Source organism: Pandoraea soli (assembly GCF_902459595.1).
GTDB lineage: Bacteria > Pseudomonadota > Gammaproteobacteria > Burkholderiales > Burkholderiaceae > Pandoraea > Pandoraea cepalis.
Map to the genome: position 1 here is coordinate 60,396 of NZ_CABPSG010000009.1, position 25,694 is coordinate 86,089.

Here is a 25,694-nt window from a genome sequence, read left to right on the forward strand (position 1 = left end):
AGGCGGCGCGGGCGCGGCGTTGCATGACGCCGCGCGATGCCGCGTGTCTTTCGATACAACAAGGAAATCCGGATGTTCTCCATCATCGTTCCGACGTGGAACAATCTCGCCTTGCTGCAACTTTGCGTGCGCAGCATTCGCGAGAATTCGAGCCATCCGCATCAGATCATCGTCCACATCAACGACGGCTCCGACGGCTCGCTCGACTGGGTGCGGGCGGAGGGGATCGAACATACGGCCTCGCCGGACAACATCGGTATCTGCTACGCCGTGAATCAGGCGGCAGCGCTCGCGCGGGAAAAGTACATCGTCTACCTGAACGACGACATGTATTGCTGCCCGGGCTGGGATCGTGCGCTGATCGAGCGTGCCGAAGCCATGCCCGACAAGGCCTTCATGCTCTCGGGCACCATGATCGAGCCGGTCGACACCGGCAATCCGTGCGTGCTCGTGCAGGACTTCGGCCGCGATGTCGATACGTTCGACGAGGCGGGACTGCTCGCCACTGTCCCGACCTACCGCAAGCCCGACTGGTTCGGCGCCACCTGGCCACCTACGCTCGTGCACCGCGACTGGTGGTTTCTCGTCGGCGGCTACAGCACCGAGCTTAGCCCTGGCATGAGCAGCGACAATGACTTCTCGATGAAGATGTGGGCGGCGGGCGCACGCCGCTTCGTTGGCGTTGGCGCGAGCCTTGTTTACCACTTTCAGTGCAAGAGTACGGGCAAGGTGGTGAAGAACGACGGTCGCACGCAGTTTCTGCGCAAGTGGGGCATGACACAATCCATTTTCGACCGCTATTACCTGCGCCGTGGCAAGCCCGTGCCGGCAGGTGAAGACGGACGGCTGCCCGAGCCGGTCGATGACGGCAAGCTGCGCTGGGAATTGTTCCGCTCGCGCGTGAAGCGGGCGCTCGCCAAGTAACGCCGAAGTCGGGGTAAACAAAACGGACGCCATCGGCGTCCGTTTTGCTTTCAATGTGCGCAGTTAGCCGATCGTGATTTGCGATAGGCCGGTGAGGGTGCGTCAGGCGTCTGCGCGCCGCAGTAGCGCGTACTTCAGAAACGCGCTGCGAGCATTCATCCGCGCAATCGCGGCGCCGGTGGCGCCGTCGAGAAAACCTCTGCGCAGCAAATACGTGCGCACGAACGCCCATCCGCCATTGACCCAAGGTTTCAGCGGCGAGACGCGTTTGCCGCGCAACGCCATCTCCTTCGCCCCCGCGCGCGCATACCGCTGAACCTTGTCCTCGACCTGACGCGCCTCGGTATAGCTGTAATGCAGCAGGTGATGCGCAAGGGTGCCGATCTCGCCGTCGACGATCACCCGCTCGTGCACGAGATTGTCGGAGAAGCGCCCGGCCTCGCGTCGAAACAGTCGCAACACGTAGTCCGGGTACCAGCCGCAATGCCGAACCCAGTGACCGAGGAACTGCGACAGGCGAGGCATGCGGTAGCCCGTGTAGCTACCGCGGTCACCGCTGGCAATCGCCGCCGCAATCTCGGTCGCCAGTTCGGGCGTGACGCGTTCATCGGCGTCGAGCGACAGCACCCAGGGCTGTGTCGCAAGCGACAGTGCGCGATTCTTCTGCGGGCCGAAGCCTGGCCAGTCGGCGGTGACGTGCACCTCCGCGCCCGCGGCGCGAGCGATGTCCGTCGTGCCGTCCGTGCTCGCGTTATCGAGCACGACGATCTGCGACGCCAACGACTGCACCGACGCGATGCAATCGGCAATGTTGTGACGCTCGTTGCGCGTGAGAATCGTGACCGTGAGCGGCAGACGCGGCGAACATTCGAGCGAGGCGGCAGGCGATGAAGCTTCAATCATGACAACTCACGAAATGGCAGTGTCCGATTTCCGGACCCGCGCGGTGATCAAGCGTTGGCAACGTCGTTGAGCAACTCGACAAGCGCTTCACCGTAGCGTTCGATCTTGGCTTCGCCGAGTCCGGTGATATCGGCCAACCCCTCGCGATGGCGGGGGCGGCGCTGGGCGAGTTCGCGCAGTGTCCGGTCGTGCAGGATAACGTAGGCGGGCACCTGCTGCGTCTTGGCGATCTCCTGCCGCCAGGCCCGCAGCTTTTCGAACAGTTGCTGATCGGCAGTATCCAGCTCGATCGCCTGCGACGACGCATACCCGGCAAAACGGCTTTTCTTTCCGACGGAGGCCCGCTGGCGTCGCAACGACAGTGTCGTTTCTCCCTTGAGCACCGGGCGTGCCGCCGCGTTGAGCGTCAGCGCGCCGTATTGGCTGCTGTCGGGCTCGATGATGCCATGCGCGATCAACTGCCGGAACACCGCGCGCCAGCCCTGATCGTCGAGTTCACCGCCAACGCCGAACGTCGGCAGCGCTTCGTGCCCGAACTGACGAATCTTGTCGGTGCTGCGCCCGCGCAGCAGATCGACCAGATGCCCGGCGCCAAAACGCTGGCCCGTGCGCAAGATGGCCGAGAGGGCCTTCTGGGCGGCGATGGTCCCGTCGAACACTTCGGGCGGACTCAGGCAGACATCGCAGTTGCCGCACGGCTCGCTCGACTCGCCAAAATACGACAGCAGCACCGTGCGGCGGCAGCGCGGCGCTTCGCAATAGCCGAGCAGGGCGTCGAGTTTCTGGCGTTCGATGCGCTTTTGCTGGTCGGGCGCGTTCGACTCGTCGATGCGGCTGCGATGCACCACGACGTCGTTCAGCCCATACGTCATCCAGGCTTCGGCGGGTTCGCCGTCGCGCCCCGCGCGCCCCGTCTCCTGGTAGTAGGCTTCGAGGCTCTTGGGCAAATCCAGGTGGGCGACGAAACGCACGTCGGGCTTGTCGATGCCCATGCCGAAGGCGACCGTGGCCGACATCACCAGCCCTTCCTCGCGCAGGAAGCGCTGTTGGTGCGTGCGGCGCACGTCCGCGTCCAGCCCGGCGTGATAGGGCAGGGCCGGAATGCCCTGCGTCTCGAGCCAGGCGGCGGTTTCTTCCACCTTCTTGCGCGACAGGCAATAGACGATGCCCGCCTCGCCCCGATGCCGCCCCAGAAACGCGAGCAACTGCTTGCGGGGATTGTCGCGATCGACGATCTCGTAGCGAATGTTCGGCCGGTCGAAGCTCGAGACGAACAACCGCGCCTCGGTCAGGCCAAGCCGCGTCTGGATGTCCTCGCGCGTCGCGGCGTCCGCCGTGGCGGTCAGCGCGATGCGCGGTACGCGCGGATAACGTTCGTGCAGCGCCGAGAGCTGAATGTATTCGGGACGGAAGTCATGCCCCCATTGCGAGACGCAATGCGCCTCGTCGATGGCGAACAGCGCCAGTTGCCCGCGCTCGTCGAGTCGGTCGAGCAGATCGAGAAAACGATCGGTCAGCAAGCGCTCGGGCGCCACGTAGAGCAGATCGAGTTCGCCGCGGGCGGCGCGGCGCTCGGTATCGAGCGCTTCGTCGAAGCCGAGACTGGAGTTCAGGTAGGCCGCGCGCACCCCGGCTTGCAGCAGCGCATCGACCTGGTCCTGCATGAGCGCGATGAGCGGCGAGACGACGATGCCGACGCCGGGGCGCAGCAACGCGGGGATCTGATAGCACAGGGACTTGCCGCCGCCGGTCGGCATCAGCACAAGCGCGTCGCCCCCGTCGGCCACGTGGTCAACGATAGCGGCCTGATCGCCACGGAATGCGTTATAGCCGAATACGGTACGGAGGACTTCGAGTGCGCTTGCCATGGGCGGGAGTATACCGGTTCCCCCCCCGGCTGCGGCGCGCATCGGCCCCCGAGCGCGGCCATTGTGGTGAATTTTGCGGTGATGTCCGAGTCAGGCTCGGACGTGTCCCGGCAAGACCGGCCGGTACGATAGAATAGCGGTTTTTCCGCCGTCCCCCACCTACATGAGCGCACCGCACAAGCCCGTCGGACCGATTCTTCGGCGTCTGCTGGGCTATCTTCAGCCGTATTGGCACATGGGCCTGCTGGCCGTTCTCGCCATGGCGCTCGTGGCCGCGACCGAAGCGGCCATTCCGGCCGTCCTCAAGCCGGTGCTCGACAAGGGGTTCTCGGGCCAGGATCCATGGAATTTGTGGTACGTGCCTGCCGCCGTGATCGGTCTGGCTGTCATCCGGGGGGTAGCGCAATATTCGGCCAACTACATGCTCTCGTGGGTGTCCAACCGCGTGCTGCTCGACCTGCGCGTGCGCATGTTCGACCGCCTGCTGCATGCGCCGGCCGTCTTCTATCAACGCGAGACGACGAGCACGCTCATCAATGCGCTTGTCTATGAAGTCAATCAGGTGCTCGGCGTACTGACCACGGTGCTCATCACGCTCGTACGCGATTCGCTCACTGTCGTCGGCCTGCTGGGCTACCTGTTCTATCTGAACTGGCGCCTTACGCTCGTCGTGGCCGTGATTCTGCCGTTCATCGGCTGGCTGGTCGGCAAGATCAACCGGCGCTTGCGTCGTTTGAACCGCGAGCAGCAAACGCTGACCAATGCACTGTCGTACGTGGTCGAAGAAGCCGTGGGTGGCTACAAGGTGGTGAAGATACACAACGGCGAAGCGTACGAAAAGTCGCGCTTCGACAAGATGACGAGCACGCTGCGCGGTTACGCCATGCGTGTGACGGTCTCCGGCGGTCTGGCGCAGCCGGTGACGCAGGCCCTCGCCTCGCTGGCACTGGCCATCGTCATTACGGTGGCGATGATCGAGTCGTCGTCGGGCGAGATGACCGTGGGCGGCTTCACCGCCTTTGTCACGGCACTGCTGCTTGTCGTCTCCCCGCTCAAGCATCTGATGGATGTCAATCAACCGCTGCAGCGCGGCGTGACGGCCGCGGAGCTGATTTTCGAAGTCATGGACGTCGAAGTCGAACCGACCGGCGGAGAGCGCACGCTCGAGCGCGCCAAGGGCCGCGTGACGTTCGATCAGGTGAGCTTCCACTATGGTGCCAGCGAGCGTCCGACGCTCGATCGGATCTCGCTCGAGGTGGCGCCCGGTGAGATGGTGGCGCTGGTGGGGCCCTCCGGCAGCGGCAAGACCACACTGGTCAATCTGGTGCCGCGCTTCTACGATCCGACCGGCGGCCGGATTCTGCTCGACGACATTCCGCTGACGGACTTGCGCCTGGCCGATCTGCGTAGTCAGATTGCATTCGTGAGTCAGGACGTCGTGCTGTTCAACGACACTATCGCCGCGAACGTGGCCTACGGCCAGGAGATCGACGCCGAGCGCGTGCAGGCGGCGCTGCGGGCGGCCAATCTGGCCGACGCGGTCGCGGCCATGCCCGACGGCGTCGAGACGCTCGTGGGCGACAACGGCATGCGCCTGTCGGGCGGTCAGCGTCAACGTCTGGCCATCGCACGCGCGATCTACAAGGATGCCCCGATCCTGATCCTGGACGAAGCAACGTCCGCGCTGGATTCGGAGTCTGAGCGTCACGTGCAGGCCGCGCTGGAAGTCCTGATGGAAGGGCGCACCACGCTGGTGATCGCACACCGCCTCTCGACCATTGAGCGCGCCGACCGAATCGTTGTGCTCGAACACGGCCGCATCGTGGAGCAGGGCTCGCACCAGGTGCTGGTGGCGCATAATGGCCTCTACGCGCATCTGCACCGTATTCAGTACGCACAGCAGCAGGATGCCTGACGTCGCCGTCGCGTCGCGAACGTCAGCGCTTATCCGCCTGTCTTGGAGAAGATCACGATGAGTCAGCCGCCGATCAGCCGTTTCCCTGTGCCCGACCTTGCCGCGTTGCCGGCCGATATTCGGGCACGTATCGACGACGTGCAGGAAAAGGCCGGATTCATCCCGAACGTGTTCCTCACGCTGGCGCATCGTCCCGCCGAATTCCGCGCTTTTTTTGCCTATCACGATGCGCTGATGCTCAAAGAGGGCAATCTGAGCAAAGGCGAACGCGAGATGATCGTGGTCGCCACGAGCGCTGTGAATCAGTGTCTGTATTGTGTCGTTGCACACGGTGCGCTGGTGCGCATCTATGAGAAGCAGCCGTTGCTCGCCGATCAGGTGGCCGTCAACTACCTGAAGGCGGACCTGAGCGCGCGTCAGCGGGCGATTCTCGATTATGCGATGAAGGTGTGCGAGCGCTCCCACGAAGTCGGCGACGACGATTACGTGGCGCTGCGCCAACATGGTCTCGACGACGAGGACATCTGGGACATTGCCGCGATCACGGCGTTTTTCGGCATGTCCAACCGCATTGCCAATGCCATCTCGATGCGGCCGAACGACGAATTCTTTTTGATGGGACGCGTGCCGCGCAAGTAAGGCCGCCGCCCACACTCCTTTATTTTCGACCCATGATCTTTGTGACTGGCGGTGCCGGGTTTATCGGTGCGAATTTCGTTCTTGACTGGCTCGCCCAGCATGACGAGCCTGTGTTGACCATCGATAAGCTGACTTACGCGGGCAATCTGGCCAATCTTGCCAGTATCGAGCACGATCCGCGGCATCGCTTTGCGCAAGTCGATATCTGCGACCGCGCCGCGCTCGATCGGCTTTATGCCGAGCATCGCCCGCGCGCGGTGCTGCACTTCGCGGCGGAAAGCCATGTCGACCGTTCCATCCATGGGCCGGGCGACTTCGTGCAGACGAACATCGTCGGCACGTTCACGATGCTCGAAGCCGCGCGCGCCTATTGGGGAGCGCTCGACGGCGAGGCGCGCGATGCCTTCCGCTTCCTGCACGTCTCGACGGACGAAGTCTATGGCTCGCTGAGCCCGAGCGATCCGGCCTTCACCGAGACCACGCCGTACGCGCCCAACAGCCCGTACTCGGCATCAAAGGCCGGTTCCGACCATCTGGTGCGCGCCTATCACCACACGTATGGCCTGCCGGTCCTCACGACCAACTGCTCGAACAACTACGGCCCGTACCAATTCCCCGAAAAGCTTATTCCGCTGGTGATCGCCAATGCGCTGGCCGGTAAGCCGTTGCCGATCTATGGCGACGGCAGCAACGTGCGCGACTGGCTGTATGTCGGCGACCATTGCTCCGCCATACGCGAGGTGCTCGCTAGAGGTGTCACGGGCGAGGTGTACAACGTGGGCGGCTGGAACGAGCAGAACAACCTGTCGGTCGTGAAGCACCTGTGTGCACTGCTCGATGAACTGTCGCCGCGCACCGACGGCAGATCGTACGGCGATCAGATCACGTTCGTCACCGACCGCCCGGGCCACGATCGGCGCTATGCGATCGACGCGCGCAAGCTCGAGCGCGAACTGGGCTGGCGCCCGGCCGAGACGTTCGAAACCGGCATGCGCAAGACGGTGCAGTGGTACCTCGCCAACGGGGAATGGGTGCGGCAAGTGCAGTCGGGCGAATACCAGCGCTGGATCGAAACACACTACCAAAAGAACGACTGAGGCACGCATGAGTATCAAGCGCAAGGGCATCATTCTCGCCGGCGGCTCTGGCACGCGACTGTATCCGGCGACGCTGGCCGTCTCCAAACAGTTGCTCCCCGTCTACGACAAGCCGATGATTTACTACCCCTTGTCCACGCTGATGCTGGCGGGGATTCGCGACGTGCTGATCATCTCGACGCCGCAGGACACGCCGCGCTTTGAGCAACTGCTTGGCGATGGCAGCCAGTGGGGCCTGAACCTGCAATATGCCGTGCAACCGTCGCCGGACGGTCTGGCGCAGGCATTCCTGATCGGCGCGGACTTCATCGGTCGCGACCCGTGCGCGCTGGTGCTGGGCGACAATCTGTTCTACGGACACGATTTCGCGTCACTGCTGTCAGCAGCGAATACCCAGACGGACGGCGCCTCCGTGTTCGCGTACCGGGTGCACGATCCGGAGCGATACGGCGTGGTGACGTTCGACGAGAACGGCAAGGCCATCGACCTCGTCGAGAAACCCAAGGAGCCGAAGTCGCGCTACGCCGTGACCGGGTTGTACTTCTGCGATAACGACGTTATCGAGATTGCTCGCTCGATCAAGCCGTCGGCGCGGGGTGAGCTGGAAATCACCGACGTCAACAACGAATACCTCCGTCGCGGCAAGCTCAACGTCCAGATCATGGGGCGGGGTTATGCATGGCTGGATACCGGCACCCACGAATCGATGCTCGAAGCGAGCACGTTCATCCAGACGATCGAAAGCCGTCAGGGCCTGAAGGTCGCGTGCCCCGAAGAGATCGCATACCGGCGGGGCTGGATCGATGCCGCCGCCATCGAGGCACTCGCACAACCGCTCGCCAAGACCGGTTACGGCCAATACTTGCTCTCGATGTTGCGCGAGCGGTTGTTCTGAGTCTCGCACACCGCTCACTTTCGATTTTTACAGGTATTTCGATATGCAAGTGACTCCCACCGCCATTCCTGCCGTTCGCGTGATCGAACCCAAGGTCTTTGGCGACACTCGCGGCCATTTCTTCGAGAGTTTCAACCAGCGCGGCTTCGACAACGCGCTTGGCGAGACGCTGACTTTCGTGCAGGACAACCAGTCGCGCTCGGGGCGCGGCGTGCTGCGCGGCCTGCACTACCAGGTCAAGCAACCGCAGGGCAAGCTCGTGCGCGTGCTGCACGGCGAAATCTACGACGTGGCGGTCGATATTCGTGAGGGCTCGCCGACCTTCGGCAAGTGGGTCGCGGAAGTGCTGAGCGCCGAGAACAAGAAGCAATTGTGGATCCCGGCAGGCTTCGCCCACGGTTTCGTGGTGACGTCGGAGACGGCCGAAGTGCTGTACAAGACCACGGACTATTGGGCACCGCAGTTCGAGCGCTGCATTCGCTGGGACGACCCGACGCTCGCGATTCCCTGGCCGCTCGACGGCATCACGCCGATCGTCTCGGACAAGGATCGGCAGGGCATGCTGTTCTCGGAGTACCGGCACGAAGACTGATGTCGCCTACGGGGCACCGTTCCGTAGGGGTATCCACGGCCGCCGCGGCCCAGTCGTCAATCGACGGCGGGACCGGCGGCCGTTGCTTTTGCAGGCGGTGTTGTGATGTTCGCGACATCAACCTCGTCCCGTGCGGCAGACGTGTCGCCTGTGACCCGCAGTACCCTTACGGCGCGCAGGCCAAAGCGCGCGGTGAGCGCATCGGCCACGCTCTGCGACGACGGTTCGATGCCGTCGCCGACGGGCACGCCATCGGCGCCCTCCGTGCCCGAACTTGCCGGTTCATGTAGCCCTTCGACGATCACGTCGGCTTCCAGCCCGTTGTTCAGATAGTGCAGTTTGACGTCGTGCAGTGCCAGCGCATTGGCGCGGCACAATGCCTCTGCCGCGCCGACCACGGCCGAGCGCGCAGGCCATTGCTGCAACGCGGTGCCCTTGGTGTCGCTCTCCGGATCGACGTGTACGAGCACATCGAGAATCTGCGGCTCCAGCATGACCGTCGCGCGCGCCTGTTCCGCGATGTAGTGCCCCTCGGAGACCGACAGCCGCGCATCGACGAGGATGTGCACATCGACGACGATTTCATCACCCATGCGTCGCGTGCGCAACATGTCGATGGTGCGCACGCCGGGCGTCGCGAGCAGCCGCTCCCGAATCGTGACGGTCGTGGCGTCGTCCACGCCGCGATCGATGAGGTCCTGCAATGCGTTCCAGCCGAACTTCCACCCGGTGCGTCCGATCATCAGTCCCACGAGGGCGGCAGCGAGCGGATCGAGAATGCGATACCCCGCAAGGTTGCCCAGGATACCGAACGCCACGACGAGCGACGAGAGCGCATCGGAGCGCGCGTGCCACGCGTTGGCCACGAGCATCGCCGAGCGCACGCGCTGCGCGGCGCGCAGCATGTAGCGAAAGAGGCCTTCCTTGCTGACCAGCACCAGGACCGCAACGACCAGCGCGATCATGTGCACTTCCGGAATGTCTTCCGGATGCAGCAGCCGCTCGATGCCGCGCCACAGCATTCCCGCCCCTACGACGAACAGAATGACGCCGAGAAACAACGACGCCGCGTTTTCGTAGCGGCTATGACCGTAGGGGTGGTCGGCGTCCGGCGCGCGGGCGCTGCCCCGTGCGGCGGCCAGCACGACGAAGTCCGAGACGATGTCCGAGAGCGAGTGAATGCCGTCGGCAATCAACGCCTGCGAACGGGCAAAGATGCCGATGACGATCTGCGCCGTCGTGAGCACGATATTGACCCAGATGCTGACCCAGGTTGTCTTGCGCGCGACGGCGTGTTTGTCGAGCGCCTCGCTCGATGCCGCCAGGTTGTCGTAGTTCGAGTAGGGCATGACGTCGGAACGTGCGAGCGTTGAGTGGGGTTACATCAAAATGATGTCGTACTGTTCCTGATGGAACGACGATTCCACTTGCAGCGAAATCGGCTTGCCGATGAAGTCGATCAACATCGCGAGATGCTGCGACTCCTCTTCGAGGAACAGATCGACGACTTCCTGCGAAGCGATCAGCCGGAATTCGCGCGGATTGAACTGACGCGATTCGCGCAGAATCTCGCGCAGAATGTCGTAGCACAGCGTGCGCGGCGTCTTGACCTGCCCCTTGCCCTGACAGACGGCGCACGGCTCGCACAGCACGTGGGCGAGCGACTCGCGTGTGCGCTTGCGGGTCATTTCGACGAGTCCGAGCTGGGAGAAGCCGTTCACGGTGATGCGCGTGCGGTCGCGGGCGAGCGCCTTCTTCAGTTCGGCAAGCACCGAGTCGCGATGCTCGGTGTTCTCCATGTCGATGAAGTCGATGATGATGATCCCGCCCAGATTGCGCAGTCGCAACTGGCGCGCGATCATCAAGGCCGCTTCCAGGTTCGTCCTGAAGATCGTGTCGTCGAAGTTACGCGCACCGACGTAGCCGCCGGTGTTCACGTCGATGGTCGTCATCGCCTCGGTCTGATCGATCATCAGATACCCGCCTGATTTCAGATCGACGCGACGCGACAGCGCCCTCTCGATTTCCGTCTCGACGTTGTACAGGTCGAACAGCGGCCGCTCGCCGGTGTAATGCGTGAGCTTGCCGAGCACCGCCGGTGTATAGGTCGCCGCGAATTCGGCCAGCCTCTGGAACGTCTCGCGCGAGTCGACCAGAATCTTGCCCGTCTCCTCGTGCACGAAATCGCGCAGCACGCGCTGAGCGAGGTTCAGATCCTGATACAGCAGCGCAGGCGCCGGCATGCGCGTGCTCTGCTCGCCGATGGTCTGCCAGGACTTGCGCAGATAGGCGATGTCGTTCGCCAGTTCGGCGTCGGCCGCGTCTTCCGCAATGGTGCGCACGATGAAGCCGCCTTTCTCATCCGCCGGCACGAGCGCCTGGATCTTGCTGCGCAGCGCCTCGCGCTCCGCTTCGCTCTCGATACGCTGCGAGATGCCGATGTGCGGCTCCTGCGGCAAGTAGACGAGCGTGCGCCCGGCAATGCTGATCTGCGTCGACAGGCGTGCGCCCTTGGTGCCGATCGGATCCTTGATGACTTGCACCATCAGCGTCTGCCCCTCGAACACTGTTTTCTCGATAGGGGGCTGCGGGTGCGGCGTGGAGGTGTCGTTGTTCGTGCGCGGATGCCAGATATCGGCCACGTGCAGGAACGCCGCGCGCTCCAGTCCGATATCGATGAACGCCGATTGCATGCCTGGCAGCACGCGCACGACCTTGCCCAGATAGATGTTGCCGACCAGACCGCGCGAAAGCGTGCGCTCGATGTGCAATTCCTGCACCGCACCGAGCTGCATGAGCGCCACACGGGTTTCCTGTGGCGTGATGTTGACCAGAATGTCTTCGTTCATAAAGTGTCGACCTGACTCAATAAGGCTTGGCAAATTCGGTAAGCGTCAGAAGTCGACGCCGGCCTGACGCAACAGCGCGGCGGTCTCGCACAGCGGTAGCCCCATGATGCCGGAGTAGCTGCCATCGATGCGCAGCACGAATTCGGCGGCCTTGCCCTGAATGCCATAGGCCCCTGCTTTGCCTCTCGGCTCGCCCGAGGCGACGTAACGCTCGATTTCCTCACGACGCATCGGCCGGAACCAAACGTGCGAGATGTTCACCGCTTGATGGATCTGGCCGTCGGCGCACACGGCGACGGCGGTCAGCACGCGATGACGTGTGCCCGACAGACGGGCGAGTACGGCGCAGGCGTCGGCGTCGTCGAAAGGCTTGCCGAGGATGGTGCCATCCAGGCACACCGTCGTATCGGCGGCCAGAATGGGGGCGCCGGGCAGGCCGGCGCGGGCCAGACGCGCGAGCGCCGCTTCGGCCTTGGCACGCGTGACGCGCTGCACATAGTCGTCGGGCGGCTCGCCCGGCAACACGGCTTCGAGCGCTTCGGCGTCCTCGTGGGCGTCTGGCAGCAACAGTTCGAAACGAACGCCGAGCTGTTGCAACAGTTCCTGACGGCGGGGACTTTGCGACGCGAGATAGATGTACGGCATGGCGGCTTGGCTTGAATTCGTCCAGCCCGGCACACGACTTCGCAATGAATTGCAATCGCGTGCACCGGGCCGCGGGATGGGCTGGGCGAGGGGAACGCCCTATTATGCCGCCTTGCGCTCACGCCCGCCAGCGCGCGGGGGAGGCCGGACGGCGATGCCGGCGGGGAAACGGGCGGATTGCCGCGGATTCGCCGGGCCGAGCGCTCAGGCGTCGACGAGGAAGTCGGCGCCGATCAGATCGATGCGGTCGGTGCAGATGGCATCGACGCCCCACGCCGCCACTTCACGTGCGCGGGCCGGATCGTTGACCGTGTAGACCAGCATTTGCAGGCCGGCCGCCTTGATCTGTGCGACCTGCGGGCCGTCGAGCGACTGATGACTCGCGTGCAGCGAGACGGTGCCGAGCTTGCGGGCGTCCTCGCGCCAATGCGCCGGAACGGCTTCGTACAGCATGCCGCGCGGCAGATCGGGGGCAGCGGCCGTCGCCGCTTCGAGTGCCTCGTACGAGAACGACGAGAGCAATGGCGGCTGCGCCTGCCCGGCCCAGAGCGCCTGAACGGCCTGGGCGACCCGCTTGCCCGTTTCCGCCTCGCGGCCCGGGCATGGCTTGATTTCGACGTTCGCCGCCAGCCCCAGCGCAAGGCAGCGCTGGGCCACCTGGGCGAGGGTCGGCATCACCTGACCCGCGAAGCGGGCGCCAAACCAACTGCCGGCATCGAGCTTCGCGATGTCGGCGTAGGTCATCTGCGCGGCGGCGCCGTGGCCGTTGCTGGTGCGATCGACCGTGTCGTCGTGCAGCAGGAAGACGGTGTTATCCGCCGAGAGCTTGGCATCGAACTCGACCATGCGCAGGCCGAGCGACGCCCCCATCTCGAACGCGGCCAACGTGTTTTCCGGGGCCAGCTTGCCGCCGCCACGGTGCGCGACGATGCGGGGATAGGGCCAGGCGGGCCACAAATGTGTCCGTGTCGAGGATTCGGTCATGCTTCGACTCGCTTGCCGGTCGCCGGATCGAACAGGTGCAACGCCTTGGCCGAGATGGCCAGCGGCACCACCGTGCCTGCCGCCGGCCGCATCTCGTGCGGCAGACGCACCGTGACGGGCTGCTCGCCCCAGCGGCCATGCGCCAGATTGTCGGCGCCGAGCAGTTCGAGCTGATCGACGAGGATGTTGGTCTGCGCGGCGAAGGCACCCAGGCCGTTGTGCTGCTCGGCGGGCACCAGATGCTCGGGACGCACGCCGAGCACGAGTTCACGGTTGGCGTACGCCATGCTCGTGGGCGGCAGACGCAGGGCCGGTCCGCCACCGTCGACCTCGAACGTACGGCCTTCCGAGTCCACGCGGCCTTTCAGCAGGTTCATGGCGGGCGAGCCCATGAAGCTTGCCACGAACAGCGACGCCGGGCGCTCGTACACATCCGTCGGGGTACCGATCTGTTCGGCGTAGCCCTTGTTCATGACGATCACGCGATCGGCCAGCGTCATCGCCTCGATCTGATCGTGTGTGACATACAGGCTGGTGGTCTTGAGCCGGGCGTGCAGTCGCTGGATCTCCAGGCGCATCTGCACACGCAGCTTGGCATCGAGGTTCGACAGCGGTTCGTCGAACAGGAACACCGCGGGCTCGCGCACGATCGCCCGGCCCATGGCCACGCGCTGACGCTGACCGCCCGAGAGTTCGCGCGGCTTGCGTGCGAGCAGGGGTTCCAGTTCCAGAATGCGTGCGGCGGCGAGTACGCGCTCGTCGATGGTCTTTTTGTCGATGCCGCGAATCTTCAGGCCGTACGACATGTTCTGGCGCACATCCATGTGCGGATAAAGCGCGTAGTTCTGGAACACCATCGCGATATTGCGATCCTTCGGCTCCAGTTCATTGACGACTTGCGAGCCGATCAGGATGCTGCCTTCGCTGACCGATTCGAGGCCGGCCACCATGCGCAGCAGCGTCGACTTGCCGCAGCCCGAGGGGCCGACGATGACCACGAATTCGCCGTCTTCGATGTCGATGTCGACACCGTGCAGGACATAGTTCTTCCGGTCGTAGGTTTTCTTGACGCGATGGAGTTTGAGATTTGCCATGATTACTTTTCCGAATCGACCAGACCGCGCACGAACCAACGCTGCATGAGCAGGACCACCGCGAGCGGCGGCAACATGGCGAGCAGCGTGGCGCTCATGACGAGTTGCCATTGGGTGGCGGTGTCACCACTGCCGATCATGCTCTTGATACCCACCACGGCCGTTGTCATCGACGGCGCGTTGGTGACCAGAATCGGCCACAGGTACTGATTCCAGCCATAGATGAAGGTGATGACGAACAGCGCAGCGATGTTCGTCTTCGACAGCGGCAGCACCACGTCGACGAAGAAGCGCATCGGGCCGGCGCCATCGATGCGCGCGGCTTCGACGAGTTCGTCGGGCAGCGTCATGAAGAACTGCCGGAACAGGAACGTGGCCGTGGCCGACGCGATAAGCGGCAGCGTCATCCCCGTATAGGTGTTGATGAGTCCGAGGGTCGAGATCACCTGCACCGTCGGGAAAATCCGCACTTCGACCGGCAGCATCAGGGTGACGAAGATCAGCCAGAAGAACAGATTGCGCAACGGGAAACGGAAGTACACGATGGCGAAGGCCGACAGGATCGACACCGAGATCTTGCCGATGGTGATGACCAGCGCCATGAACAGGCTGTTGCCGAGCATTAGCCCAAACGGCATGGCGGAATCGCCCGTGCCCTGATTCCACACGGTGGCAAGGTTCTGGAGCAGGTGCGTGCTCGGGATGAGCGACAACGGAACGTTGAAGATTTCGCGCTCGTTCATGGTGGCGGCGACGAACGCCACATAGAGCGGGAAGACGACCAACAGCACGCCGATGACCAGCATGACGTGGCAGAAGATATCCAGGCCGCGACGATTCTCGATCATGCGTATTGCACCTTGCGTTCAATGAAACGGAACTGCACGACCGTGAGCACGATGACGATGACCATCAGCACCACCGACTGGGCAGCCGAGCTGCCGAGGTCGAGCCCCTTGAAGCCTTCCGAGTAGATCTTGTAGATCAGCGTCATGGTCGACTGGCCCGGCCCGCCGCCGGTCGCGGCATCGATCACCGGGAACGTGTCGAAGAACGAGTACACGAGGTTGACCACGAGCAGGAAGAACGTCGTCGGCGAAATCAGCGGCAGCACCAGCCCGAAGAAGCGCCGGATCGGCCCGGCGCCGTCGATGGCCGCCGCTTCCACGAGCGAGCGCGGAATCGCCTGCAAACCCGCGTAGAAGAACAGGAAGTTGTAGCTGATTTGCTTCCAGATCGAGGCGAGCACTACGAGGAACATCGCCTGGCCGCCATTGAGCGCGTGATTCCACTCGATGCCGAGCTTCGCCAGACCGTAGGTGACGAGCCCGATACTCGGATTGAACAGGAAGGCCCACAGTACGGCCGCGATGGCCGGTGCCACCGCGTACGGCCAGATGAGCAGCGTCTGGTAGGTGCGCTTGCCCCGCGTGACCCGGTCGGCCATGGCCGCGAGCAGCAACGAGATGACCAGTCCGCAGACCGTCACCAGCCCGCTGAAGATCATCGTGGTGCGAAACGACGCGAGGTAGAGCGGATCGCGCCATAGCGACACGAAGTTGTCCAGGCCGACGAACTCACTGGACAGCCCAAAGGCGTCCTGAGTCGATGTCGATTGCCACAGGGCCTCGCCCGCAGGCCACAGGAAGAACACGACGGTGATGAGGAGCTGCGGGGCTACGAGAGCGTAGGGCAGCCAGCCGGTTCCGAAGCGAGGGCGTTCTCTGGAGTTATGCGCCATAACGTAATGAGCAGAAAAAACCAACCCGGCCCGTGTTGTCGACGGGCCGGGTGGTCATAGTAACGTCGCGACGGTAACGCCGCAATGCGCGCCGCGAACGCCATTCATTCGCCAATTCGCCGGCTTAGCGTGCGCGATCGTGCGTTTCGAGGACTGCTTAGCCGCCCTGCTTCTGGAAGCGGCGCAGCAGCTCGTCGCCACGGGCGACGGCCTTGTCCAGAGCGGCTTTGGGCGTTTGCTTGCCGCTCCACACGCCTTCGAGTTCCTCGTCGACCACGGTGCGAATCTGCGGCATGTTGCCCAGGCGCAGACCCCGCGTGAACGGCAGAGGCGGCTTGTTGAGCATCTGCTTGATGGCCACGTCGGCGCCGGGGTTCTTCGCGTAGAAGCCTTGCTTCTCGGTCAGTTCATAGGCGGCCTTCGTTACCGGCAGGTAACCGGTATCCTGGTGCCACTTCGCCGCCACCGCGGGCGATGCGAGGTAGTTCAGGAACTTGGCGACACCCTTGTACTCGGCGGACGATTTGCCAGCGAGCACCCACAGGCTGGCGCCACCGATCATGGCGTTCTGCGGTGCACCCTTCACGTCGGCATCGTACGGCATCATGCCCACGCCATAGCTGAACTTGGCGTACTTGGCGATGTTGGCGAGAGCGCCCGATGAGGTGATGGCAATGCCGCAGTCGCCGCTGTAGAACTTCGAGGTCACTTCATCCTTGCGGCCCACGTAGGTGAACGTGCCTTCCTTGGCCATGTCGGCCAGGAACTGGATGTGCTTGATCTGCTGTGGGCCGTTGAAGTTCAGCTTGGCGTCCAGACCGTCGAAGCCGTTGTTCTTCGTGGCGAACGGCAGGGCATGCCAGGCGCTGTAGTTTTCGAGTTGCGTCCAGCCCTGCCAGCCCGTGCTGAAGCCGCACGACAGGCCGGCGGCCTTGAGCTTCTCGGCGTCGGTCTTCACGTCGGCCCAGGTCTTCGGCGGGGTGTTCGGATCGAGGCCCGCCTTCTTGAAGGCGTCCTTGTTGTAATACAGCACCGGCGTCGAGCTGTTGAACGGCATCGACACGAGATGGTTGGTCTTGCTGTCCGCGTAGTAGCTCGCCACGGTCGGCACGAACGCCGCTTCGTCGAACGGCTCGCCGGCGTCCTTCATGACTTGCCACACCGGCTTGACCGCCTTCTTGGCTTGCATCATCGTGGCCGTACCCACTTCGTACACCTGAAGAATGGCCGGCGCGTTACCGGCGCGGAACGCGGCGATACCGGCGGCCAGTCCCTGCTCGTAGTTGCCCTTGTAGATCGGGACAATCTTGTAGTCGCTTTGCGACGCGTTGAAATCGTTGGCGATCTGATTGACGCGATCGCCGAGGGCAGATTCCATCGAGTGCCAGAACTGAATCTCGGTTGCGGCCAGGGCCGACGTGCTCATGCCGAACGCCATTGCAGCGCCAACGCCGGCCAAAACGATACTTCGCAGGGACGGTTGCTTCATGCCAATCTCCGGTGGTTCACGAGAAGTCTAGTTGTTGTTCGCGGTGCGAACCTTGCAGCGCGGGCTAGACTACCACGTCATTGTGTTTTTTCCACCCGCAGCGCACAACGCGTGTTGCATGGCGGCGTCTGAGGGGATTGACAATCTTCGGGGGATGCCGGGCAGCGGGGCGCTACGCGCGATTTGGCGTGCGGCGCAACGCGGCGTTGCACCGCACAAGACGAATTGACTTATTTCCGACTTATTTCTGACTTGGGGTGTCGTCAGACGCGGTGATAGGGGTGATTGGCATTGATGCTCCACGCGCGGTAGAGCTGCTCGGCGAGCAATACCCGCACCATACCGTGGGGCATCGTCAGGCTGGAGAGCCGGATGAGGGTGTCGGCGCGTGCCTTGAGGGCCGGGTCGAGGCCGTCCGCGCCGCCGATCACGAACGCCACGTCGCGCCCGTCTTGCTGCCAGCCGGTGAGCGATTGGGCCAGACGCATCGTCGTGAGGTCCTGTCCGCGTTCGTCCAGGCACACGAGACGGCAGCCGCGCGGCAAGGCCGCGTCGATGCGCTGCGCTTCGGCCGCCATGACGGTCTCGGCCGTGCGGGAGTTGGAGCGTTGCTCCGGCTTGATTTCCTTGAGTTCGATGCGCAGCTCGGGCGGCATGCGCTTGGCGTACTCGGCGAAAGCGGTCTCGATCCAGCCGGGCATCTTGTGCCCGACCGCGAGAATGAACAGGCGCATGTCGGCTGACTTCCGCGCAGTGCCGGCTTACTTTGCCTTGCGGCGTGCGGGGGGCGGCGCTTCGACCGAGTCGTCCTCGTCGTCGTGATCTTCCACGCTGGCCTTGGCGCCGGCCTTGGTACCGGCCGCCTTCAGGCGCACGGGCTTTTCGCCCCAGATCTCTTCGAGGTTGTAGTACTGACGCAGGGCCGGCTGCATGATGTGCACGATGGCGTCGCCCGTGTCGACCAGCACCCATTCGCCCACGTCTTCGCCTTCCATGCTGATGATGTCGCCGCCGGCGGCCTTGACCTTGTCGCGCACGCTGGCGGCGAGCGCCTTGGTCTGGCGATTGGACGTGCCGCTCGCGATGATCACGCGCTCGAACAGGGCGGTGAGGTGCTCGGTGTTGAACACCTTGATGTCCTGGGCCTTGACGTCTTCGAGGGCGTCGACGATCAGGCGCTGAAGTTTACGAATATCCATAGTGCGTCTTTTTGGTGAAACAGGGAGCGCCGAGGCGGCGACCGGGTAAGGGCCAGGGGCCGTCAGGCGCGATACAGGTGTTGCGCGCGGATGTAATGCCACACGGATTCGGGCAGGTTCGCCGGGGGCGTGGCCGCGTCTCGCGCGTGCGCCAGCGTGGCGCGCAACTCGGTGGCGGAGATGTCGACAGCCAGTGAGTTGTCGATCAGAATGCCGCCGCATGGCGTGGATTGTACCCCGAGCGCGGACTTTTCCCGTTCGGCGAAGACTTGGCGCAGTTCCGAGGAGGCCGTGGCCCAGCGGAAACCGGGGCGCGCGGCCGCACAGACGTGCGCGTAGTCGAACAGCTCGCGCCAGGCGTGCCAGGTATCCAGGCGCACCAGTTGGTCGGAGCCGATGAGCAGTGACAGTGAAGCCTGCGGGCCGACGTCACGGCGCATCTCGCGCAGCGTATCGACGGTGTAGCTCGGCCCGGCGCGCTCGATCTCGCGCGTGCTGACGCGCAACCGGGTGGACGGTTGCGTGCGCGCGAGCTCTGCGGCGAGTTGCTCGGCGGCGAGGCGTGTCATGGCCAGACGATGTTCGGCCGCTGTGCTGCCTTGCTTTTGCGGCTGCTGGCCGGCCGGCATCAGGATCAATTCGTCGAGCGCGAGCGTGCGGGCGAACAGCGCGCCGAGCGCGAGGTGCCCGGTGTGAATCGGATCGAACGTGCCGCCGAGCACACCGATGCGCCGGATCGAACCGGTGGGCGACGCATGCGTGGCGTGGGGTGCGGCAGGGGAGGAGACGGTCATGCGCGGCCAGCCTTCACACCCACTCGCGGCGCACGAGGAAGTCGGTATAGAGCTTCGCCTCCGGGGTGTCCGGCTCGGGCTTCCAGTCGTAGTGCCATTTCACGATCGGCGGCATCGACATCAGAATCGATTCGGTGCGTCCCCCCGATTGCAGGCCGAAATGGGTACCACGGTCCCAGACCAGATTGAATTCGACATAGCGGCCGCGCCGGTGGGCCTGGAAATCCCGTTCGCGTTCACCGTAGGGCATGCCGCGACGGCGCTCGACGATCGGGACATAAGCGTCGAGGAAGGCATCTCCGACACTTTGCATGACAGCGAAGCCCGTGTCGAAACCGCCGCCCGAGAAGTCGTCGAAGAAGATGCCGCCGATGCCGCGCGGCTCCTGGCGATGCTTCAGGTAGAAGTACTCGTCGCACCACGTCTTGAAGCGCGGATACCACGCGGTGTCGAAGGGATCGAGCGCGTCCTTGCAGGTTTGATGAAAATGCCGGCAGTCCTCTTCGAACGCATAGTACGGCGTGAGATCCATACCGCCGCCGAACCAGAACGCGGGCAACTGGCCGGGAGCCGTGGCGATCAGAATGCGCACGTTGAAGTGCACAGTCGGGCAGTACGGATTGCGCGGATGCAGCACGAGCGAGACACCGAGCGCTTCGAAGCCGCGCCCGGCCAACTCAGGGCGGGAGGCGCTGGCCGAACCTGGCAGCTTGTCGCCGACCACATGAGAGAAGTTCACGCCGCCGCGCTCGAAGAAGTCGCCATCGTCGAGCACGCGGGTGCGGCCGTCGCCGCGCAGCGCGCTATCGGCCGGGCGTTGCCAGTCGTCGGCGAGGAAGCGTTTGCCGTCGAGGCGCCCGAGCGTCTCGACGATGCGGTCCTGAAGCCCGAGCAGATAAGTTCGCACTGCGCCCGTATCCGGCGCCGGTGCGGCGTCTTGCGCTGTCATTCTGTGACGTCCCGATGCGTGGTAATAACCGCGATTGTACCGGCAGCCACGCGGTCGGGGGCAGGCCGACGCGGCAAACGGCCTCGCCGAATGCCGCCCGAATGACCTGCATCAAGCCTTGGCGGTCACGGCGCTGGCGCGTTGGGCAAGGGGCTGGTCGCTGGCGCGCCGCCCGCGGGCGCAATGGGCATGCCTTTGCCGGTGTCGCCCGGCGGCGGCATGAGGATCTGACGCGGCGCCGGCACCGGCCACTGGGCCGTGCCACCCACCTCGGCGATGGCCCGGTTGGTATCGAAATACACCTGCCAGTAATCGCGGTTGTGGCAGTACGGACGCACCGCGAGTACCGGCCCGGCGGGATTGAATTCGAGGATCACCACATCGATCGCGGGCGTGCTCATCACGTTCGGGATCTGCGCGATGCGTGCCTTCAGGCGCGCTATCGCGTCCTGCACATCGACCGTGTGGGCGAGCTGCGCCGTCAAGTCGACGCGGCGAAACGCGTTGGCGTCGTACACCGTGATGTTGTCGCCGAAGACCTTCGTGTTGCCGACGTACACCCGCAGATTGTCTGCCGTCGTGAGCGTGGTGACGAACAGGCCGATCTCGTCGACCACCCCGGTCACGCCACCTGCGCTGATCATGTCGCCGGTCTTGAAGGGGCGCAGCACGATGAGGAAGATGCCTGAGGCGAAGTTCGACAGAAGTCCGGACCAGGCCGCGCCGATGGCGATGCCGGCGGCGGCGAGCAGCGCGGCGAACGACGTCGTCTCGATACCGCAGACACTGAGGATGGAAATGATCAGCGCAATGCGCAAGGCGATGCGCAGCGTCGATTCGGTGTAACGAACGAGGGTGGGGTCGATGGCCCGGCGAGTCATGGCGCTGCGCACGAGCCGCGCCACCACATTGATGACGATACCGCCGACGATCCAGATGACGACGGCCATCAGGATCTTCAGGCCGAACGGCATCAGATAATCGTTGACCAGCTTGTCGAGATCGAACATGTAAGTCTCCGTCGAGCGAGGGTCTGTCGGGAAAACTGTATACATTCCGCCGGGGCTGGCCGGACGCGCGGCGGTGACGTGCCCGCGCGGTGTCAGCGTGCCAACTTGCTCGGCGCTTGTCAATCGCGACGCTGTGACGGCATTCGCGGACGAGGTGCCGCCAAAACGACCGCCAAAACGACAACGGCCCGGACGACATGACGTCTCCGGGCCGTAGCACAACGATTTGGCGCTTCAAGGTCTGCCTTCAAGCGTGGCCGACCTGACGCCGGTTGCCTGACTTCGGCTGGCTTACTCCGGTTTGCGCGCCAGTGCGCGGTTGCCGATATCGTGGCGATACTGCATGCCGTCGAAATTGATCTGATTGACGGTCTGGTACGCCACGCTCTGCGCGCCACGCACGGTATCGGACAGGCCAACCACGCACAGCACCCGCCCGCCCGTCACCGTCAGCACGTCGTTCTCGATCTGGGTGCCCGCGTGGAACGTCACGCATTCGGCGGTCTCGGCCGGCACGTCGGAGATCCGGTCGCCCTTGCGCGGGGTGTCCGGATAGCCGTGAGCGGCGAGCACCACGCCCAGCGCATAACGGCGGTCCCAGTCGAGTTCGACCTTGTCGAGCGTGCCCGCAATCGCGTGCTCGACCACGACCGAAAAGTCGCCCTTCAGGCGCGCCATGATCGGCTGCGTCTCGGGGTCGCCCATGCGGCAGTTGAATTCGAGCGTCTTGACGTTGCCTTGCGCGTCGATCATCAGGCCGGCGTACAGGAAGCCCGTGAAGCGGATGCCGTCGGTTTCCATGCCGCGCACGGTCGGCAGAATGATCTCGCGCATCACGCGCGCATGGATCTGCGGCGTGACGATCGGTGCGGGCGAGTACGCGCCCATGCCGCCGGTGTTGGGGCCCTGATCGTTATCGAGCAGGCGCTTGTGATCCTGCGATGTGGCCAGCGGCAGCACGTTCTTGCCGTCGACCATCACGATGAAGCTGGCTTCCTCGCCTTGCAGGAACTCCTCGATCACCACGCGGGCACCGGCGTCGCCGAGCTTGTTGTCCGCGAGCATCATGTCGACGGCGTGATGCGCTTCGTCGAGCGACATCGCCACGACCACGCCCTTGCCTGCGGCGAGGCCGTCCGCCTTGATGACGATCGGCGCGCCCTTGGCGTCGATGTAGGCGTGGGCGCTGGCCGCGTCGGAGAACGTTTCGTAATCGGCGGTGGGAATGCCGTGACGCTTCATGAACGCCTTGGCGAAGTCCTTCGACGATTCGAGCTGCGCCGCTTCCTTCGTCGGGCCGAAAATCTTCAGGCCACGCGCACGGAAGATGTTGACGATACCGGCGGCGAGCGGCGTTTCCGGGCCGACCACCGTCAGCGCAATACCTTCGCGCACGGCGAACTCGGCGAGCACGTTCGGATCGCTGATCGGGACATTGCGCAGGCGCTCGTCGAGCGCCGTGCCGCCGTTACCCGGGGCGACATAAACCAACTGAATACGAGGCGATTGGGCAAGCTTCCACGCCAGCGCGTGTTCGCGGCCGCCCGAGCCGACAACCAGAATCTTCATCTTATTCCTCGATGACGGCGTTGGTGAATACTTCCTGCACGTCGTCGAGGTTTTCGAGCGCGTCGAGCAGCTTTTGCATCTTCAGGGCGTCTTCGCCGGTGAAGACCACTTCGGTTTGCGGTTTCATCGTGACTTCCGCGACTTCGGCCTTCAGACCGGCCGCTTCAAGCTTGGCCTTCACGGCCTGGAAGTCGTTCGCCGGGCAGATGACTTCGAAGCTGCCGTCGTCGTTGGTGATCACGTCGTCGGCACCGGCGTCGAGCGCCACGTCCATCAGCTTGTCTTCCGGCGTCTCCGGCGCGAACAGGAACTGGCCGCAGTGCGTGAAGAGGAACGCCACCGAGCCGTCGGTGCCCATGTTGCCGCCAAACTTGGAGAAGGCATGACGCACTTCCGCGACGGTGCGCACGCGGTTGTCCGTCATGGTATCGACGATCACGGCGGCGCCGTTGATGCCATAGCCTTCGTAGCGGATTTCTTCGTAGTTGGCGCCGTCAAGACCGCCAACGCCGCGATCGATCGCGCGCTTGACGTTGTCCTTGGGCATGTTCGCGTCGGCGGCCTTTTCCACAGCCAGGCGCAGACGCGGGTTGCTGTCGACATCGCCGCCGCCCAGGCGCGCGGCCACCGTGATTTCCTTGATCAGGCGTGTCCAGACTTTACCGCGCTTGGCATCTGCCGCTGCCTTCTTGTGTTTGATGTTGGCCCATTTGGAATGACCCGCCATGAATTTCTCCGTCGTGCCGCGCTGTGCGGCGAAGTCAGAGCGGCAACCTGCCGCTATAATCGGAGGCAATTTTATCATGCCGCCGCACCGTGCCACGGGTGTTTGCTGCGCCGTGTCACGAGCCGCGCCGCGTTTACCGCCGAGGTCTCTCATGCCCCAGAAGCCCGTGCCGCCGCAAGCCTCGTCGCTTGCCGCTTCCTCAACGGCATCCCCGCTCGCGCCCGCCGGGGCCGCGAGCCCCGCCGGCGACCCCGGCGACCGGCTTCTCATCGCACGCAATGATCAGCACGTTCTTGGCCTGCTGCCCGCCATGGGCAATCGCCACGGGTTGATTACCGGGGCCACCGGCACGGGCAAGACCGTCACGCTCCAGGTCATGGCGCAGGCCTTCTCCGACATCGGCGTGCCCGTGTTCCTCGCCGACGTGAAAGGCGACCTGACAGGCATCGCGCAGCCCGGCGCCGAGACGCCCAAGCTCAAGGAGCGCATTGCCCAGTTCGGCTTCGAAACGCCCGACTGGCATGCCAGCCCCGCCACACTTTGGGATGTGTTCGGCGAGCAGGGCCACCCGGTGCGCGCAACGGTTTCCGATCTTGGTCCGCTGTTGCTCTCGCGGCTGCTGGGCTTGAACGAGACGCAGACCGGCGTGCTCAATCTCGTCTTCAAGATTGCCGACGACAACGGCCTTCTGCTGCTCGACAGCAAGGACCTGCGCGCCATGCTCCAGCACGTGGGCGAGAATGCCTCGACCTTCACCACGCAGTACGGCAACATCTCGGCCGCGTCGGTCGGCGCGATCCAGCGCGGGTTGCTCACGCTCGAGCAACAAGGCGCCGACAAGTTCTTCGGCGAACCGATGCTCGATATCGACGACTTCATGCAGACGGACGCGCAAGGGCGGGGCGTCGTCAACATTCTCGCGGCGGACAAACTGCTGGCCGCGCCGCGCATCTACGCCACGTTCCTGCTGTGGCTGCTCGCCGAGCTGTTCGAGCGTTTGCCGGAGGTGGGCGATCCCGACAAGCCCAAGATCGTGTTCTTCTTCGACGAGGCACATTTGTTGTTCAACGAGGCGCCGAAGCCGTTGCTCGAGCGGATCGAGCAGATGGTGCGGTTGATTCGTTCGAAGGGCGTTGGCGTGTACTTCGTGACGCAGAATCCGGTCGACGTGCCGGACACCGTGCTCGGCCAGTTGGGCAATCGCGTGCAGCATGCGCTGCGGGCGTATTCGCCGCGCGATCAAAAGGCGGTCAAGGTGGCGGCGCAGACAATGCGCGCCAATCCGTCGCTCGATATCGAAACGGTGATCGGCGAGCTGGGCGTGGGCGAAGCGCTGGTGTCGTTGCTCGACGAGAAGGGGCGTCCCGCCGTGACGGAGCGCGCGTACATCGCGCCGCCGGCCTCGCGCATCGGACCGATTACCCCGCAGGAGCGTGCAGCGCTCATCGCCGCGTCGCTCGTGGCTGGCGTGTACGAGAAAACGGTGGATCGCGAGTCGGCTTACGAAACGCTGGTCGGGCGCACCCGGACGCGTCAGGGCGACGTGCCGCCCGCCTCAGGCGGTGGGGCGCAGGCGCCGGACGCGCCGCCGCCGACCGGCGGCGAAACGGCCGGCGGCGGTCTGCTCGACGCGGTCAGGGACTCGCTCGGCGGCTTGCTGGGCGGTGCGGGCGGCTCGCGTCGCAAGGACACGCTCGTCGAAGCGATGGTCAAGAGTACGGCGCGCACCATCGGCAGCCAGTTGGGCCGCGAGATCGTGCGCGGCGTGCTGGGCAGCATTCTCGGCGGCAGCAGGCGGCGATGACCGGGCT

24 protein-coding genes are annotated in these 25,694 nt (G+C 64.3%); 7 read left to right on the top strand and 17 right to left on the bottom strand.

Going from position 1 to position 25,694, the window contains the following annotated elements; all coding sequences use genetic code 11:
* Positions 1-72 precede the first annotated feature (72 nt).
* Positions 73-924 carry a glycosyltransferase family 2 protein gene (locus PSO31014_RS16090; protein WP_150552534.1) on the top strand — a complete coding sequence of 284 codons (852 nt, stop codon included), beginning with the start codon at positions 73-75 and terminating at the stop codon, positions 922-924.
* Positions 925-1,026: 102 nt separating this feature from the next.
* Here the strand turns inward: PSO31014_RS16090 and PSO31014_RS16095 are convergent, their stop codons facing one another.
* Together PSO31014_RS16095 and recQ are read right to left on the bottom strand one after the other, a co-directional pair.
* Positions 1,027-1,827 (bottom strand): glycosyltransferase family 2 protein, encoded by an 801-nt coding sequence (locus tag PSO31014_RS16095; protein ID WP_425494884.1) that lies wholly within the window; start codon positions 1,825-1,827, stop codon positions 1,027-1,029.
* Between the two features lie 47 nt (positions 1,828-1,874).
* Positions 1,875-3,695, bottom strand: coding sequence for a DNA helicase RecQ (gene recQ, locus PSO31014_RS16100; protein WP_150552535.1), 1,821 nt, complete (start codon positions 3,693-3,695; stop codon positions 1,875-1,877).
* Positions 3,696-3,858: 163 nt separating this feature from the next.
* Here recQ and msbA point away from each other — a divergent pair, with 163 nt between their 5' ends.
* Genes msbA through rfbC form a run of 5 tightly spaced genes read left to right on the top strand, consistent with a single transcriptional unit; the run spans position 3,859 to position 8,833 of the window.
* A complete protein-coding gene (gene msbA, locus PSO31014_RS16105) occupies positions 3,859-5,610 on the top strand; it encodes a lipid A export permease/ATP-binding protein MsbA (protein ID WP_150552536.1) in 1,752 nt (583 codons plus the stop codon).
* A gap of 57 nt (positions 5,611-5,667) precedes the next feature.
* The gene (locus tag PSO31014_RS16110) at positions 5,668-6,249 is read left to right on the top strand and encodes a peroxidase-related enzyme (RefSeq protein ID WP_150552537.1); all 582 of its coding nucleotides are present in this window, start codon (positions 5,668-5,670) and stop codon (positions 6,247-6,249) included.
* 32 nt (positions 6,250-6,281) lie between these two features.
* Complete coding sequence (gene rfbB / locus PSO31014_RS16115) at positions 6,282-7,346, top strand: dTDP-glucose 4,6-dehydratase (RefSeq protein WP_150552538.1); 1,065 nt, start codon at positions 6,282-6,284, stop codon at positions 7,344-7,346.
* A 7-nt stretch (positions 7,347-7,353) separates the two neighbouring features.
* Complete coding sequence (gene rfbA / locus PSO31014_RS16120) at positions 7,354-8,241, top strand: glucose-1-phosphate thymidylyltransferase RfbA (RefSeq protein ID WP_150552539.1); 888 nt, start codon at positions 7,354-7,356, stop codon at positions 8,239-8,241.
* A gap of 43 nt (positions 8,242-8,284) precedes the next feature.
* Positions 8,285-8,833: a dTDP-4-dehydrorhamnose 3,5-epimerase gene (gene rfbC / locus PSO31014_RS16125; protein ID WP_150552540.1), complete on the top strand. Its 549-nt coding sequence runs from the start codon at positions 8,285-8,287 to the stop codon at positions 8,831-8,833.
* Positions 8,834-8,889: 56 nt separating this feature from the next.
* Here the strand turns inward: rfbC and PSO31014_RS16130 are convergent, their stop codons facing one another.
* The 15 genes from PSO31014_RS16130 to PSO31014_RS16200 form a co-directional block, all read right to left on the bottom strand.
* Entirely contained in the window at positions 8,890-10,182 is a 1,293-nt protein-coding gene (locus PSO31014_RS16130) for a cation diffusion facilitator family transporter (protein ID WP_150552541.1), read from the bottom strand.
* Positions 10,183-10,212: 30 nt separating this feature from the next.
* On the bottom strand, positions 10,213-11,682 hold the full coding sequence (rng, locus tag PSO31014_RS16135) for a ribonuclease G (RefSeq protein WP_150552542.1): 1,470 nt from the start codon (positions 11,680-11,682) through the stop codon (positions 10,213-10,215).
* A 45-nt stretch (positions 11,683-11,727) separates the two neighbouring features.
* Positions 11,728-12,327, bottom strand: a complete 600-nt coding sequence (locus PSO31014_RS16140; protein ID WP_150552543.1) for a Maf family protein — start codon at positions 12,325-12,327, stop codon at positions 11,728-11,730.
* A gap of 204 nt (positions 12,328-12,531) precedes the next feature.
* Positions 12,532-13,311 (bottom strand): glycerophosphodiester phosphodiesterase, encoded by a 780-nt coding sequence (gene ugpQ / locus PSO31014_RS16145; RefSeq protein ID WP_150552544.1) that lies wholly within the window; start codon positions 13,309-13,311, stop codon positions 12,532-12,534.
* The gene (locus tag PSO31014_RS16150) at positions 13,308-14,405 is read right to left on the bottom strand and encodes a sn-glycerol-3-phosphate import ATP-binding protein UgpC (RefSeq protein WP_150552545.1); all 1,098 of its coding nucleotides are present in this window, start codon (positions 14,403-14,405) and stop codon (positions 13,308-13,310) included. The genes ugpQ and PSO31014_RS16150 overlap by 4 nt, the downstream gene beginning before the upstream one ends.
* A 2-nt stretch (positions 14,406-14,407) precedes the next feature.
* Positions 14,408-15,253 (bottom strand): sn-glycerol-3-phosphate ABC transporter permease UgpE, encoded by an 846-nt coding sequence (ugpE, locus tag PSO31014_RS16155; RefSeq protein ID WP_017232862.1) that lies wholly within the window; start codon positions 15,251-15,253, stop codon positions 14,408-14,410.
* Positions 15,250-16,146, bottom strand: coding sequence for a sn-glycerol-3-phosphate ABC transporter permease UgpA (ugpA, locus tag PSO31014_RS16160; RefSeq protein ID WP_150552546.1), 897 nt, complete (start codon positions 16,144-16,146; stop codon positions 15,250-15,252). Before ugpA ends, ugpE begins: the two co-directional genes overlap by 4 nt.
* A gap of 157 nt (positions 16,147-16,303) precedes the next feature.
* On the bottom strand, positions 16,304-17,635 hold the full coding sequence (ugpB, locus tag PSO31014_RS16165) for a sn-glycerol-3-phosphate ABC transporter substrate-binding protein UgpB (RefSeq protein ID WP_150552547.1): 1,332 nt from the start codon (positions 17,633-17,635) through the stop codon (positions 16,304-16,306).
* Between the two features lie 263 nt (positions 17,636-17,898).
* Positions 17,899-18,369 (bottom strand): 23S rRNA (pseudouridine(1915)-N(3))-methyltransferase RlmH, encoded by a 471-nt coding sequence (rlmH, locus tag PSO31014_RS16170; protein WP_017232866.1) that lies wholly within the window; start codon positions 18,367-18,369, stop codon positions 17,899-17,901.
* A 27-nt stretch (positions 18,370-18,396) separates the two neighbouring features.
* On the bottom strand, positions 18,397-18,834 hold the full coding sequence (gene rsfS, locus PSO31014_RS16175) for a ribosome silencing factor (protein ID WP_150552548.1): 438 nt from the start codon (positions 18,832-18,834) through the stop codon (positions 18,397-18,399).
* 62 nt (positions 18,835-18,896) lie between these two features.
* Entirely contained in the window at positions 18,897-19,628 is a 732-nt protein-coding gene (locus PSO31014_RS16180; RefSeq protein WP_150552549.1) for a nicotinate-nucleotide adenylyltransferase, read from the bottom strand.
* A 13-nt stretch (positions 19,629-19,641) separates the two neighbouring features.
* Positions 19,642-20,577: an oxygen-dependent coproporphyrinogen oxidase gene (hemF, locus tag PSO31014_RS16185; RefSeq protein ID WP_150552550.1), complete on the bottom strand. Its 936-nt coding sequence runs from the start codon at positions 20,575-20,577 to the stop codon at positions 19,642-19,644.
* Between the two features lie 125 nt (positions 20,578-20,702).
* Positions 20,703-21,587 carry a mechanosensitive ion channel family protein gene (locus tag PSO31014_RS16190; RefSeq protein ID WP_150552551.1) on the bottom strand — a complete coding sequence of 295 codons (885 nt, stop codon included), beginning with the start codon at positions 21,585-21,587 and terminating at the stop codon, positions 20,703-20,705.
* Between the two features lie 291 nt (positions 21,588-21,878).
* Entirely contained in the window at positions 21,879-23,156 is a 1,278-nt protein-coding gene (purD, locus tag PSO31014_RS16195; protein ID WP_150552552.1) for a phosphoribosylamine--glycine ligase, read from the bottom strand.
* Position 23,157: 1 nt separating this feature from the next.
* Positions 23,158-23,883, bottom strand: coding sequence for a YebC/PmpR family DNA-binding transcriptional regulator (locus tag PSO31014_RS16200; protein ID WP_150552553.1), 726 nt, complete (start codon positions 23,881-23,883; stop codon positions 23,158-23,160).
* 310 nt (positions 23,884-24,193) lie between these two features.
* Here PSO31014_RS16200 and PSO31014_RS16205 point away from each other — a divergent pair, with 310 nt between their 5' ends.
* Positions 24,194-25,687 (top strand): helicase HerA-like domain-containing protein, encoded by a 1,494-nt coding sequence (locus tag PSO31014_RS16205; RefSeq protein WP_246176743.1) that lies wholly within the window; start codon positions 24,194-24,196, stop codon positions 25,685-25,687.
* Positions 25,688-25,694: the final 7 nt, after the last annotated feature.

Bases quoted from the DNA above. Each gene is read 5' to 3' on its own strand.
- PSO31014_RS16200 (WP_150552553.1), bottom strand. From the start codon at position 23,883: ATGGCGGGTCATTCCAAATGGGCCAACATCAAACACAAGAAGGCAGCG.
- rlmH (WP_017232866.1), bottom strand. From the start codon at position 18,369: ATGCGCCTGTTCATTCTCGCGGTCGGGCACAAGATGCCCGGCTGGATC.
- rfbB (WP_150552538.1), top strand. From the start codon at position 6,282: ATGATCTTTGTGACTGGCGGTGCCGGGTTTATCGGTGCGAATTTCGTT.
- PSO31014_RS16150 (WP_150552545.1), bottom strand. From the start codon at position 14,405: ATGGCAAATCTCAAACTCCATCGCGTCAAGAAAACCTACGACCGGAAG.
- ugpA (WP_150552546.1), bottom strand. From the start codon at position 16,146: ATGGCGCATAACTCCAGAGAACGCCCTCGCTTCGGAACCGGCTGGCTG.
- PSO31014_RS16090 (WP_150552534.1), top strand. From the start codon at position 73: ATGTTCTCCATCATCGTTCCGACGTGGAACAATCTCGCCTTGCTGCAA.
- hemF (WP_150552550.1), bottom strand. From the start codon at position 20,577: ATGACAGCGCAAGACGCCGCACCGGCGCCGGATACGGGCGCAGTGCGA.
- rng (WP_150552542.1), bottom strand. From the start codon at position 11,682: ATGAACGAAGACATTCTGGTCAACATCACGCCACAGGAAACCCGTGTG.
- PSO31014_RS16205 (WP_246176743.1), top strand. From the start codon at position 24,194: ATGGGCAATCGCCACGGGTTGATTACCGGGGCCACCGGCACGGGCAAG.
- rsfS (WP_150552548.1), bottom strand. From the start codon at position 18,834: ATGGATATTCGTAAACTTCAGCGCCTGATCGTCGACGCCCTCGAAGAC.
- ugpE (WP_017232862.1), bottom strand. From the start codon at position 15,253: ATGATCGAGAATCGTCGCGGCCTGGATATCTTCTGCCACGTCATGCTG.
- PSO31014_RS16110 (WP_150552537.1), top strand. From the start codon at position 5,668: ATGAGTCAGCCGCCGATCAGCCGTTTCCCTGTGCCCGACCTTGCCGCG.
- PSO31014_RS16140 (WP_150552543.1), bottom strand. From the start codon at position 12,327: ATGCCGTACATCTATCTCGCGTCGCAAAGTCCCCGCCGTCAGGAACTG.
- PSO31014_RS16095 (WP_425494884.1), bottom strand. From the start codon at position 1,827: ATGATTGAAGCTTCATCGCCTGCCGCCTCGCTCGAATGTTCGCCGCGT.
- PSO31014_RS16130 (WP_150552541.1), bottom strand. From the start codon at position 10,182: ATGCCCTACTCGAACTACGACAACCTGGCGGCATCGAGCGAGGCGCTC.
- PSO31014_RS16190 (WP_150552551.1), bottom strand. From the start codon at position 21,587: ATGTTCGATCTCGACAAGCTGGTCAACGATTATCTGATGCCGTTCGGC.
- PSO31014_RS16180 (WP_150552549.1), bottom strand. From the start codon at position 19,628: ATGACCGTCTCCTCCCCTGCCGCACCCCACGCCACGCATGCGTCGCCC.
- recQ (WP_150552535.1), bottom strand. From the start codon at position 3,695: ATGGCAAGCGCACTCGAAGTCCTCCGTACCGTATTCGGCTATAACGCA.
- rfbC (WP_150552540.1), top strand. From the start codon at position 8,285: ATGCAAGTGACTCCCACCGCCATTCCTGCCGTTCGCGTGATCGAACCC.
- purD (WP_150552552.1), bottom strand. From the start codon at position 23,156: ATGAAGATTCTGGTTGTCGGCTCGGGCGGCCGCGAACACGCGCTGGCG.
- ugpB (WP_150552547.1), bottom strand. From the start codon at position 17,635: ATGAAGCAACCGTCCCTGCGAAGTATCGTTTTGGCCGGCGTTGGCGCT.
- msbA (WP_150552536.1), top strand. From the start codon at position 3,859: ATGAGCGCACCGCACAAGCCCGTCGGACCGATTCTTCGGCGTCTGCTG.
- rfbA (WP_150552539.1), top strand. From the start codon at position 7,354: ATGAGTATCAAGCGCAAGGGCATCATTCTCGCCGGCGGCTCTGGCACG.
- ugpQ (WP_150552544.1), bottom strand. From the start codon at position 13,311: ATGACCGAATCCTCGACACGGACACATTTGTGGCCCGCCTGGCCCTAT.